The following is a 12853-nucleotide window of genomic DNA, read 5'->3' on the forward strand; positions in this document are numbered from 1 at the left end:
GTAAAAAAAGAAGCTGCTCTTTCTCAGAGCAGCTTCCCTTGTTCTCAGAGCGGCTTCCCTTGTGTTTTCCGGCACGTAAAAAAACCGGGCTCCTTCGCCTTATGGCCAAGAAACCCGGTTATTCTTCTCTCCGAGGGAAAGACTTGCTTGCCTGTATGATCAGTCGTTATTGCCCCGTGAACGGTTGCGCAGGAAAGTCGGAATGTCCAACTGGTCTGGGCTCATTTGGTTGCCGAACGGACGAAGATTATTCGTCTTGTCCGCTGCCTGCTCGGTCTGGTTCGAAGACGGACGGCGTCCCGGCGCGGCAGGAGCAGCTTTGGTTTCGAAACCGGTAGCGATAACCGTCACCTTGATCTCATCCTTCATGCTCTCTTCGATAATCGCACCGAAGATCATGTTGACTTCAGGGTCGGAAGCAGAGGTGACAATCTCCGCCGCTTCGTTAACTTCATACAGCGACAGATTGGAGCCGCCAGTAATGTTCATGATGACACCGCGCGCGCCTTCAATCGAAGTCTCAAGGAGCGGGCTCATAATCGCCTTGCGAGCTGCTTCGGAAGCACGGTTCTCGCCGGTTGCGATTCCGATGCCCATCAGTGCCGAGCCACGTTCCGTCATGATCGTCTTGACATCGGCAAAGTCAAGGTTGATCAGACCGGGAACGGCGATCAGGTCGGATATACCCTGTACCGCCTGTCTCAGCACGTTATCCGCTTCGCGGAACGCCTCCAGCATCGGGGTCTTCTTATCTACGATTTCGAGGAGACGGTCATTGGGAATGACGATAAGCGTGTCGACTTTTTCCTTGAGCGCTTCGATGCCAAGCTCTGCCTGCGTGGAACGCTTACGGCCTTCAAAGGTGAAAGGGCGGGTTACTACGCCAACAGTAAGCGCTCCGCATTCCTTGGCGATTTCGGCGATCACCGGCGCAGCTCCTGTGCCTGTTCCACCGCCCATCCCAGCGGTAACGAACACCATGTCGGCTCCCTTTAAAGTATTCGAAATCAGATCGCGGGATTCTTCGGCCGCTTTCTTCCCGACCTCCGGATTGGCGCCAGCGCCCAAGCCGCGGGTCAGTTTGTCCCCGATTTGCAATTTATGTTCCGATTTGGCCATATGCAGCGCCTGGGCGTCCGTATTAACCGTGATGAACTCTACGCCCTGCACGCCGTTTTCAATCATCCGGTTGACTGCATTGCTGCCGCCGCCGCCAACGCCGATGACCTTAATTTGCGCCAGGCTCTCCATTTCAAAATCAAATTCCAACATATTGTTCCCTCTCCCCTTCATTATGCTTGGATGGCCGGTCCAAGTGTATCTGGACGTTCACTATATGAAATCGCTGAAAATATTTTTTAGACGCTCCACAAATCCCTGCTTCGGAGCGGTCTCCTGGCTTGGTGCGGCGTTTGGCTTGCTGCGGCCCGCCGTCTTCTTGTTCGCACTCGCAACCGCGCCGCTGCTGCGTCCCCGGAAGCTGCGGACAACATGGTGTAATATGCCGACGCCGCTGGTAAATCCGGGATCTCTTACCCCGATGTAGTCGGGAACGGCAACCCGGACGGATGCGGACAATTCAGCTTGCGCCGCCTTTAATACACCTGGCATCGATACAGTGCCGCCAGTTAGTATATAACCTCCCGGGAGGTCGTTGTAACCTAATCTTTTCACTTCCTGACGAATCAGGTGGAAAATCTCCTGGACGCGCGGCTCGATGATCGCCGCCAGATCCTCCTGATTAAACTCCTTCTCGACGTTGCTGCCGATTCTCAGCACCTTGAAGACCACTTCGGAGGCCGCATCGTCAATCCACGCACATCCGTATTTGAGCTTGACTTTCTCTGCCTGGTCGGTCAGCGTACGCAGTCCGTAGGCGATATCATTCGTTACAAATTCTCCGCCGATCGGAATCGTTGAGGTTGCAGTAAGGGAACCTTCTTCATATACGGCTATCGTCGTTGCGCCTGCTCCGATATCCACCAGCACCGCTCCCCTGGACTTCTCGTCCTTGGAAAGCGCTAACCCGCCCGCTCCAAGAGACATCAGCACAAGGTCCTTAACTTTCAGCCCTGATTTCTCCACACAGCGCAGCAGGTTATGTATTGGCGTCTTGGCTCCGGTAACGATGGTGGCCTCCACTTCGAGGCGGACACCTATCATTCCGCGCGGGTCCTGAATCCCTTCAAGACCATCGACGATATATTGCTTGGCGACGACGTCGATCACCTCACGCTCCGGCGGCAGCGCAATAACTTCCGCGGCTTTGAGAACGCGCAGGATATCCTCTTCGCCGATTTCGCGATCTTCGTTCTGGACGGCTACTACACCGTGGCTGGATTGCAGACCGATATGATTGCCGGAAATGCCGACATACACTTCGGATATTTGAATGCCCACCATCTGCTCAGCGTGTTCAACAGCGCTCTTGATGGACTGGACTGTCTGGTCGATATCTACAATCGCACCCTTGCGTATACCCTCCGAGTCGGCAGATCCGACACCGATAATATTCAAGGTTCCATTAGTAACTTCCCCTATAATTGCCCGAACTTTGGATGTACCGATGTCCAAACTAACAATGATGTCATTGTTGCTCAAGCCCTATGGCACCTCCTGATTAATCGAATTGGGATCCCACCGCCAATTAAGGGACGGAAACGCCTTTCTACCTTATTCCACATGCCCATTCCTTTCCCTCTTTTTTCTCCAAATTTTTTGAGCGGGAAGCAGAGTCCTTCACCTGGAAATATGAGCCAGAGCAGGATATTGAAAGGTTTGCTTAAATAAAAAAAATCCAAAGAAAAAAGAGGGATGAAAATTTATTGCCCATAAAACCGATTGTAGCATTTTTTATCCCCTATGAGTAGGGGCTATTTATTCTTCCGCGTTTTCTTGTACCTCACTACTGCCGGCAAAGGGCACATAGGAATCCGCTTCAAGCATCGTAATCATGCCCGGCTCTTTCGTTTCGATAACCTGATTCAAGTACTCCACCTTGTCTTTCAGCAGCGAGACGGCCGTAGTCACTTCAAAGTGCGAACGGGTATACAGCTTGATCCGGTCCGGAAAAGAAAGCGTAGGCGAAGGAACGATCTCGGATATATCGCTGGTCAGCGCGTTCGGTATTTCCGCCAGCACCCCGCACAGCCTAGCCTTATAAGGATCGGAAGCCTTCCAGCCCGTCAGAATGGGCTTCTCCACAGCAATCCCGCTCTCATCGATGGAAACCGTCGCGCCGCTGGAGAGGATTGCCTTCAGGCTCCCGCTTGGATCAATCTCGTAAGCAACAGCCGGAAACTCCTTAATCTGTACGGTAACGACGCCGGGGAAATGCTTGTCCACCGTCGCCTGCTGCACCGTATTCAGCTCAAGCAGCGATTTCTCCACATCACCTTTGGATACGGCAAAAAACTGCCCGCCCTTCTTGAGGCCGCTTTGCCGAAGCAGCTCTTCCGGGGTAGAGTATTTGCTGCCGCGGAAATCGATCTCCGTAATTCGGCTGGCCGGCGAACGAAAAAAGATAACGCCAAGCAGTGCGATAAACAGCAGCAGCAGGATCACCGTAACTTTACGGCTTCTTTTTTTCTTGGGCTTGTCCTCTTGCAGAACAGGCAGTCGGGTATTTGACATACTTTATTCTCCGTAGTAAGGCCCTGCCTCCCCCATCACTTGACTTGGAGGAGACAGGAGAGTTTAATTTGCCAGATCAATCGGCCCCGGCACTGGCGTCTTGCGGCTGATCCGGGCGCCAAGCTTCTGAAACAGCAGCTCAATGCCGTCGTAACCTCTATCAATATGATGGGCCTGCTCGACGATGGTTGTTCCTTGAGCGGCCAGTCCCGCAATGACAAGCGCCGCCCCGGCCCGGAGATCGGTTGCTTCTACAGTGGCGCCATAGAGCCGTTTGACGCCGCGGATAAATGCACGGTTCAAATCGGTCGAAATATCGGCTCCCATCCGTACCATTTCCTCAACATGCTTGAATCTGCCTTCAAACACGGTCTCCTTGATGACGCTGAAACCGTCCGCCAGTGCAAGCAGCACCATGATTTGGGACTGAAGATCCGTCGGAAAAGACGGATAGGGCGAAGTCACAATGCGTTCTACCGACCGGGGGCGCCCCATACAACTTATACTGATTATATCATTGCACACTGTGATTTGAACACCGGCGCGCTTCAGGACATGGATCAGCGAATTCAGATGACCCGCGTTGACGTGCGTAAGCGTGACGTCTCCCCGGGTAGCCGCTGCGGCGATCATGACCGTTCCCGCGACAATCCGGTCGGGAATAACTTCATAGCTGCAGGACTTCAGCTTTTGTACGCCCTGTATTGTAATCGTATCGGTGCCCGCTCCGATAATCGAGGCCCCCATATGGTTCAAGAAGTTCTGCAGATCCTGTATCTCCGGCTCACGGGCCGCTCCGGAAATCGTCGTGGTTCCCTCTGCGGTCGCGGCGGCCATCATAATGTTCTCCGTCGCGCCTACGCTCGGATAATCCAGGTGAATGTCGCAGCCCTTAAGCCGATCCGCCCGGCAGGAGATTTTCCCGCTCGCTTCCTCAATCTCTGCCCCTAGAGACTGCAGCCCTCGCAGATGCAGATCGATCTTGCGTTCGCCGATTGCACATCCTCCCGGCTGATAGATCGTTACTTCGCCGAACCTTGCCAGCAGCGGTCCCATCAGGAAGATGGATGATCTCATTTGCTTCATCAAATCTTCCGGAACATGGGATGAACAGGCAGACGATGTATCCACCGTTACCGTATCCCCTTCATGTCCAGCCTTGCAGCCGAGCCGCTCCATAATCGCAAGCATCGTTTCGATGTCCAGCAGCTTTGGCACATTATGCAGCGAGTGAACGCCTTCGGCCAGCAGGCTCGCCGCTAGTATGGGCAGCGCCGCGTTTTTTGCTCCATGGATACGTATGGTGCCTGACAGGGGAATTCCACCCTCAATCACCAATTTGTCCAATGTATCACCTCCGAGATTACCGCTCACCCCCCGCTAGGCGCCGCCGGCGCTTAGGTTAAAAGCACGCTTAAGCCGGCAAGGGCAGCCGCTATTCGGAAACTTCGGGCAGTCGCAAGATTCTCTCTCTTCAAGAGCCGCACCGTCCGCCCTCTTTCGGAAAGCAGCCTTAGGTGATTGTCACGTTTTATAGGATATCGTATGTAGATCTCCTCGGGTGTGTGACAGGAGGGAGCCAGGAAACGAAGGATAGGCTGCTATTACAGGACCGTACCTGCGAAAGGCCGGTTCACTTGCGGCGCGAACCGGCAAGCCGACGAAGCTCCTGAACGACCAGAGCCGCGGAATCGCGCTTCCCAAGCGCCAGCGAAGCCTCGGACATTTGCTTCCGGACGGCCGGGTCGTCCGTGATGGAGCGAACCGCCTTGTAGAGCGATTGTCCGGATAAATCCCTCTCCAGGATCACGATGGCCGCTCCCGCGCGTTCCAGCTGCCGCGCATTCGCTTCCTGATGGTTGTTCGTGACGTTAGGAGACGGAATAAGAACGGAAGGAATGCCCAAAGCCGTAATTTCGGCGATAAAAGAAGCGCCCGCACGGTTCACAATCAGGGAAGTGCAGGCGAGCACTTCCGGCATATTATGAATATAGGGAAGCACATGCAGCCAGTTTGGGAGAGTTCCAAGCTTCTGACGCAGGCTTTTACGCGTCTCCTCGTAATAGGGTTCGCCCGTGACATACACGTAATGAACCCCGGATTCCTTAACGGCAAGCGGGGCCATTTCGATCATTGCCTCATTGATTGCTTTTGCCCCCCGGCTGCCTCCAACCACCAGCACGACCATGCTGCCTTCGGGTATGCCCAAGGTTGCGTAGCCTCGCTTCGGATTCGCCTTGCTAACCGTTGTCGCGCGCGGATTCCCGGTGTAGATGACGCGCTTGCTTCCGGGAAAAGCCGATTCGGTCCCCTCGAAGCTGACCGCCACCGTACTCGCGTACCGGCTTAAAAAGCGGTTGGTCAAGCCCGGAATCGCGTTCTGCTCGTGGATCAGGGTAGGAATGCCGAGCTTTGAGGCCGCATATACCACCGGGCCGCAGACATATCCGCCGGTTCCCACGACAACATCGGGCTTAAATTCCTTCAGCATCCGTCTGGACTCCCTCACGCCCTTGAGGAAACGCATCACCGTCTTCACATTGTCCAGGGACAGCTTTCGCCGGAAGCCGGTAATATCGATCGAGCGAAACGGAAGATTCTCCTGTGGAACCAGCTTGCTTTCAAGCCCGCGCGTCCCGCCGATATATAAAAATGCGGAAGACTCATCATCCGCCTCCAACTGCCTTGCTACGGCGACGGCGGGATAAATATGCCCTCCCGTGCCGCCGCCGCTTAATACGATACGCATTGCCTTCACCTCGCATAACGGGATAGATTAAGTAAAATGCCAAGCGCTGTAAGCATCAGCGTCAGCGAAGATCCGCCGTAGCTGATCAGCGGCAGCGTAATGCCCGTAACCGGCATCATGCCGATGACCACGCCGACATTAATAACGACCTGCACCGCCACCATGCAGACGATGCCTACAGCCAGATAGCTGCCGAACCGGTCCGGCAGGCTCATCGCCACTCTCATTCCCCGCCAGATCAGGATGAGGAACAAGGTCAACACCGCAAGTCCGCCGATAAAGCCCAGTTCTTCAGCCAGGATGGAAAAAATAAAGTCCGTCTGCGGCTCGGGCACATAGCTGTATTTCTGGCGGCTCATGCCAAGCCCAAGCCCCCCAAGTCCGCCGGGACCGATCGCATATAGCGACTGGATGATCTGATAGCCCTTGCCGAGCGGGTCCGACCAGGGGTCGAGAAATGCGGTAATCCGCTGAAGCCGGTAAGGCGCGGCTGCGACCAGCGCGGCGAATCCGGCGGCTCCCGCCGCGCCAAGGCCCAGCAAATGGCTCATTTTCGCCCCGGCGGTAAAGATCATCATCAGGGCCGCCCCCATCATCACCGTCCCCGTGCCGAGATCAGGCTGAAGCATGATCAGTCCGAAGGCTGCCCCGATCAGGGCCAGCGGCGGCAGAAGCCCGCGCGTGAATGAAGAGATGTCATAATCCTCGCGGCTCAGCCAGTTCGCCAGAAAGAGGATCATCCCCATCTTCATGAACTCGGAGGGCTGGATGCCGAAGGAACTGATGCCGAGCCAGCTGCGCGCGCCGCCGCGTACAACGCCGATTCCCGGAATCAATACAATCACAAGCAGTATGAAGCAGACGATAAGCACCGGTTTGGACAGCTTCTTCAAAACCCGGTATTCCAAGTTGGCCGTTAAGAACATGGCGGCTAGACCCAGCCCGGCAAACAGCAGCTGTCTTTTGACAAAATAAAAGGAATCGCCATAATTGCGAAAGCCCAGCACAGAGCCCGCACTGTACACCATAATCATGCCTATGGACAGGAGCGCCAGAATCGGAATAAGCAGCCAAATATCCGGCGCAGGACGAGTCTTGTTCATGGGGAGCACACCTCTTGCATCGTAGTGGAGGCTTATCCAATTCCTCCCTACTTACAGGTTATGCACCGCCTCTTTAAAAATACGCCCCCGCACTTCATAGGATGTGAACATGTCCCAACTGGCGCAGGCGGGCGACAGCAGAACGATATCACCTTCTTCGGCGAGAGCCGCTGCTTCCTGCACGGCCTTCTGCAGCACCGAGGCGGCGCTGTCTCCATTATCGACAGTGATAACCGTCTTTAATCCGGCGAGCTTCGCAACATGCGCGAGCTTGTCCTTCGTCTGTCCAAGCGCCACCAGCGCTTTGACTCGTCCTTGAAGGACCGGGACCAGTTCCAAGTAATCCGATCCTCGGTCAAGCCCGCCGGCAATCAGCACGATCGGCTGGCGGAACGAGGCAAGCGCCATCGACGTTGCCTTGGCGTTTGTCGCTTTGGAGTTGTTGTAGTAAGCCGCGCCGCCCTTTTCCGCGACATATTCCAGCCGGTGCTCCACACCGCGGAAAGAAGCCAGAGTTTCGGCGAGTCCGGCAGGGTCCGCTCCGGCGGCAATGGCGACAGCGCAGGCCGCCAGCGCGTTCTCCACATTAAAGCGTCCGGGAAGACCGATGGAAGCCACCTCCGCGATTACGGTTTCACTCTCTGTATAGTCGCGGTAGATAATGACGCGTTTCAGGTCATCCTCGGTGTCAGGCACGTAAGAGGGGCGGACAAATACTCCTTGCACCAGTTCTTCACTCATAGAAAACGGCAGAATACCCGCCTTGATACCAGGCACAAGCCCTCTGCAATACGGATCGTCCCAGTTAAGCACAGCCGTATCACTCACTCCCTGATTGGCAAAAAGCTTCGCTTTGGAATCCACGTAGTCACGCATATCGCCGTGGTAGTCAAGATGGGTCTCGGCCACATTCAGCAGACAGCCCACTTTAGGCCGGAAGTCTTCCGTCCCTTTAAGCTGAAAGCTGCTCAGCTCCACAACCATCCAATTGTCCGGAGAGGCTTCCTGCGCCGCCTGAGTGAGCGGAGTACCGATATTTCCGGCTACGATCGGATTCATACCGGCGGCCTCCAGCATTTTTCCTACCCAGGTCGTTGTGGTCGTCTTGCCGTTGGAGCCCGTAATACCGATGATCGGCGCCTCGCACAGGTGATAGGCCACCTCCACCTCCGTCACCACCTCGATGCCCAGCTCCAGCGCTTTCTGAACCGGCGGAACGCTGTACGGGATTCCGGGATTTTTAACGACAAGCTTTACGCCTTCGTGGACAAGTCCGTCCGGATGACCTCCACATATAACAGAAATTCCCAAAGATTCCAGTTCGGAAGCTTCGGGACATTGTTCTCTCTCTTTTTTGTCGTTAACCGTGACGACGGCGCCATGCTCATGCAGCACCTTGGCCACCTGCACGCCGCTCTTCGCAAGCCCCAGAACGACGATTTCTTCATCGCGGTACATATCCGGATGTTTCATTATCTACAACCCCTTGCTCATATAAAGTCCCAGGACAGCCAAGACGATGCTTACCGCCCAGAAGGTAATGACGACCCGCCATTCCGACCAGCCGCCAAGCTCGAAGTGATGATGGATCGGGCTCATTCTGAAAATACGCTTGCCGCGTGTCTTGAAGGACGCGACCTGCAAAACGACGGACAGCATTTCAATAACAAAGACGCCGCCGATTACGACAAACAGCAGCTCTGTTTTGGTAACAATGGCAATGGCGCCAATCGCGCCTCCAATGCCGAAGGAGCCGAAGTCCCCCATAAACACCTTGGCCGGATGAGCATTGAACACCAGAAAGCCAAGCACCGCACCAATCATCGCTGCGGCGCATACTCCTGCCGCAATGGAAGTGGCCTGCATGGCCACTACAGCAAAAGCAGCGAGCGCAATGGCGCTGACGCCCGATAACAATCCGTCTACTCCATCGGTAAAATTGACTGCATTGGTTACAGCCATCATCATGAGGATAATAAACGGATAGTAGAACCAACTGCCCCAGTCAAAGCTGATGGCTGTACCCGGGATGCTGATGCTTGTATTGTGTCCGGCGGAAATCAGCAGGCCGCATATGATGGCACCCACCAATAGCTGTCCTAACAGCTTTTGCCGCGGAGTCAGTCCAAGTGAGCGTTTAAAAGCGATTTTGATATAATCATCCAGGAAGCCGACCAGGCCATAGCCAAGCATAGCTACCAAAAGGACATAAAAGTCCGTATTTATGACGGAAAATTTCAGAAAAGACAAGGTGGACGCCAGCATGATGATAATTCCGCCCATCGTGGGCGTTCCCGCTTTTTTCAAATGACTTTGAGGCCCGTCGTCGCGAACCTGCTGTCCGAATTTCAAGCGGCGCAGCAGCGGAATGATGAGCGGAGCGGCAATGACCGCAAGGATAAAGGATATGGCGATAGTTAGAAGCAGCAGTTGATAATCCACGGGTTCATCCTCTCCAAATCTTTAACTTTGATCAAAATGGGCGTGCAGATGCTGGAGCGATTCTTCCAGCCTCATGCCTCTGGACGCCTTGAACAGTACGATATCTTTCTTATCGGTCTTCTTAATGAGCAGATCGGTCAGCGCAGACTTATCGGTAAAAGCATATACCCGGTCCGGACCGAACCGAAGTGCGGCGGCCTTTGCCAAATGTGCGGACAACGGTCCGTATGCAAAGACAAAGTCAACTTTCTCCGGGTCCAGATAAGACCCTATTTCCTCATGGAAGGCGGCTTCGTCCGGCCCAAGCTCAAGCATGTCCCCTAACACCGCAATTTTGGCGCCTGCACCCTTCATGGACTGAAGCACACCGATCGCGGCCTTCATTGACGTAGGGCTGGCATTATAGGCGTCATTCAGCAGCGTAAGGCCGGAGACTGTCCGGATGATCTCAATCCGCATTCCGGTCAGCTTGAGTCTGCTTAGTCCGTCTGCCATCTCTGCTTCGTTCACTCCGTAATGGCTTGCCACCGCCAGCGCGGCCAGACTGTTCACGACATTATGCGTGCCAGGCAGCGGAAGCGTAAAGGCTTGCTCGCCGTGACAGCTTGAAGTGAACGTCGTTCCGCCTTGATGCGTCATGATTCCTGTCGGATAATCGTCATTCCCGGGCTCAAGCCCGAAGCGGAACGTCCTAAGGCCCTCCGGCGCCGCGAATCCCGGCTCACCCATCACTTCGGCAAGCAGCGGCTCGTCGCCGTTATAGATCAGCAGCCCGCCCGGTTTAAGCCCTTCGGTGATTTCCAGCTTTGCCCGGGCGATTTCCTTACGCGAGCCAAGCTGGAGAAGATGCGATTCGCCCACATTGGTAATGACGGTGGTGTCCGGCTGCGCCAGTGACGAGAGCAGTGATATTTCTCCGCGCGAGCTCATGCCCATTTCCAGTACGGCGATATCCGTATCGGGCGGCATGGACAGGACGGTGAGCGGCAGACCGATGTGATTATTAAAATTTCCCTGCGTCTTGTGCACCTTAAATCGCGTCTCCAGCAGGGCGGTAATGATATCCTTGGTCGTTGTCTTCCCATTGCTGCCAGTGACGGCGACTACGCGCGGAGCCACTTCCTGAAGGTAGGCGGATGCCAAACGCTGCAGCGCGGCCAGCGTGTCATCCACCAGAACCGCATTTCCCTGCGGAGCGGCGCCTTTATCCCGCGTCCACAGTGTTGCGGCAGCGCCGGCTTCGAGCGCAAGTCTGCTGTAATCATGCCCGTCAAAGCTGTCGCCAACCAGCGGTACAAACAGGCAGCCGGGCGTAATTTTTCGGGAGTCTGTAACGACTCCTGTAATTTCTGTACCGGAAGCACTGCCCGGGGACAGCTCTCCCCCGCACATGGCGGCGATACTTTGCAATGTTCTTGTAATCAATGGCTTCGACCCCTTATGGCTTCTTGGGCGACGATTCGGTCATCGAAATCGAGAACAGCGCCGCCAATGAGTTGATAGGTCTCATGACCTTTCCCCGCAATCAATACTACATCGCCGGGGCTTGCCATATCAATAGCTTTCACGATTGCTTCGCGCCGGTCGACAATCAGCTCATATTGGCTGCGGTCCACGCTGTCTTCGATCAGCCCGGCCTCAATATCCTTCAGAATCGCAGCCGGATCTTCGGTACGCGGGTTGTCGGAAGTAACCAATATGAGGTCACTGTATTTAGCTGAGATCTTGCCCATTAGCGGCCGCTTAGTCCGGTCACGGTCGCCGCCGCAGCCGAAGACGGTCAGGACTTTACCCTCCGCGAACTCCCGGACTGTGCGAAGCACATTTTCCAGTCCGTCCGGAGTATGCGCGTAGTCTACAACGACCGCGTAAGGCTGGCCTTCGTCAACCGACTCCACACGCCCGCTTACACCCGGAACTGCTTCAAGGCTGGCCTTGATATCCGCAAGCGGAACTTCCTCAAGCAGAGCGGCGCTTATGGCGGCAAGCGCGTTGTACACATTGAATTTGCCTACCATCTTAAGTGAAATATCAGCTTCGCCCTTAAAGGTGTCCACGTGAAAAGAGGTGCCTTTGGCCGTGATGGAGATTTGCGAAGCTCGGACGTTGGCGTCGTTGTCAATGCCATACGTAATGACTTCCGCCGCCGTCTGGGCCGCAAAATAGGAGCTTGCCGCGTCGTCCGCGTTCAATACAGCGTATTTCCGTTCTTCTTTCCAAGGGGAAATCACATTTCCAAGTCTGGAGAAGAACAGTCCCTTCGCCGCGCGGTATTCTTCCATCGTATGATGATAATCCAAATGATCCTGTGTCAGATTGGTGAAAATGGCGGTACGGAAATCCGTTCCTTTTACCCGCCCCTGCTCGAGCGCATGCGAGGAAACCTCCATCACGCAGCACTGCACGCCACTAGACGCCATATCATTCAGAGAACGCTGAAGCTCCAGCGATTCCGGCGTCGTCCGGGGCATCGGATAGCTGTCCCCGCCATAGCGCATTTGAATTGTTCCGATAAGCCCCGTCTTTATACCATGGTCCTCCATGATGCGTTCGATCAAATATGTTGTCGTCGTCTTTCCGTTCGTACCGGTAACACCGATCATCTTCATCCGGCTGCTGGGCGACTTGAAAAATGCATTCGACAGGACGGACATCGCGAACCGGCTGTCATCGACCACAATCTGCGGCAGATCGATTTCAAGCTTTCGCTCGACTACAAGCGCAGCCGCCCCGCTTGATGCGGCTTGAGGGGCAAAATCATGTCCGTCCACGGTAAATCCGGGCAGGCAGATGAACAGATCACCCGGCTTTACACGGCGGGAATCCGCCTGCAATTCGGTAATTTCTATCCCGCCATTTCCGTATAAACGCGCAGCCGCCAGACAGGATGATAAATCTTCAAGTTTCATTTTCAATCCCTCGCTCC

10 protein-coding genes are annotated in these 12853 nt (G+C 54.9%); all 10 read right to left on the reverse strand.

Annotation, left to right across the window (positions count from 1 at the left end; all coding sequences use genetic code 11):
• Window positions 1-159: 159 nt before the first annotated feature.
• The 10 genes from ftsZ to PDUR_RS19030 all read right to left on the reverse strand — a co-directional run bounded on the left by ftsZ (window position 160) and on the right by PDUR_RS19030 (window position 12836).
• On the reverse strand, window positions 160-1272 hold the full coding sequence (gene ftsZ / locus PDUR_RS18985; protein WP_042207688.1) for a cell division protein FtsZ: 1113 nt from the start codon (window positions 1270-1272) through the stop codon (window positions 160-162).
• 60 nt (window positions 1273-1332) lie between these two features.
• Window positions 1333-2601 carry a cell division protein FtsA gene (gene ftsA, locus PDUR_RS18990; protein ID WP_042207689.1) on the reverse strand — a complete coding sequence of 423 codons (1269 nt, stop codon included), beginning with the start codon at window positions 2599-2601 and terminating at the stop codon, window positions 1333-1335.
• Window positions 2602-2877: 276 nt separating this feature from the next.
• On the reverse strand, window positions 2878-3633 hold the full coding sequence (locus tag PDUR_RS18995) for a cell division protein FtsQ/DivIB (RefSeq protein WP_042207690.1): 756 nt from the start codon (window positions 3631-3633) through the stop codon (window positions 2878-2880).
• A gap of 63 nt (window positions 3634-3696) precedes the next feature.
• Entirely contained in the window at window positions 3697-4980 is a 1284-nt protein-coding gene (gene murA, locus PDUR_RS19000; protein ID WP_042207691.1) for a UDP-N-acetylglucosamine 1-carboxyvinyltransferase, read from the reverse strand.
• A 286-nt stretch (window positions 4981-5266) separates the two neighbouring features.
• Window positions 5267-6382 carry an undecaprenyldiphospho-muramoylpentapeptide beta-N-acetylglucosaminyltransferase gene (murG, locus tag PDUR_RS19005; RefSeq protein ID WP_042207692.1) on the reverse strand — a complete coding sequence of 372 codons (1116 nt, stop codon included), beginning with the start codon at window positions 6380-6382 and terminating at the stop codon, window positions 5267-5269.
• A 5-nt stretch (window positions 6383-6387) separates the two neighbouring features.
• Window positions 6388-7485, reverse strand: a complete 1098-nt coding sequence (gene spoVE, locus PDUR_RS19010; RefSeq protein ID WP_042207693.1) for a stage V sporulation protein E — start codon at window positions 7483-7485, stop codon at window positions 6388-6390.
• 51 nt (window positions 7486-7536) lie between these two features.
• Window positions 7537-8958 carry a UDP-N-acetylmuramoyl-L-alanine--D-glutamate ligase gene (gene murD / locus PDUR_RS19015; RefSeq protein WP_042207694.1) on the reverse strand — a complete coding sequence of 474 codons (1422 nt, stop codon included), beginning with the start codon at window positions 8956-8958 and terminating at the stop codon, window positions 7537-7539.
• Between the two features lie 3 nt (window positions 8959-8961).
• Entirely contained in the window at window positions 8962-9927 is a 966-nt protein-coding gene (mraY, locus tag PDUR_RS19020; protein WP_042207695.1) for a phospho-N-acetylmuramoyl-pentapeptide-transferase, read from the reverse strand.
• Between the two features lie 21 nt (window positions 9928-9948).
• Complete coding sequence (locus PDUR_RS19025) at window positions 9949-11352, reverse strand: UDP-N-acetylmuramoyl-tripeptide--D-alanyl-D-alanine ligase (protein ID WP_042207696.1); 1404 nt, start codon at window positions 11350-11352, stop codon at window positions 9949-9951.
• Window positions 11349-12836: a UDP-N-acetylmuramoyl-L-alanyl-D-glutamate--2,6-diaminopimelate ligase gene (locus PDUR_RS19030; protein WP_042207697.1), complete on the reverse strand. Its 1488-nt coding sequence runs from the start codon at window positions 12834-12836 to the stop codon at window positions 11349-11351. Before PDUR_RS19030 ends, PDUR_RS19025 begins: the two co-directional genes overlap by 4 nt.
• Window positions 12837-12853 lie beyond the last annotated feature (17 nt).

The sequence above is a fragment of the Paenibacillus durus genome (assembly GCF_000756615.1).
GTDB lineage: Bacteria > Bacillota > Bacilli > Paenibacillales > Paenibacillaceae > Paenibacillus_AQ > Paenibacillus_AQ durus.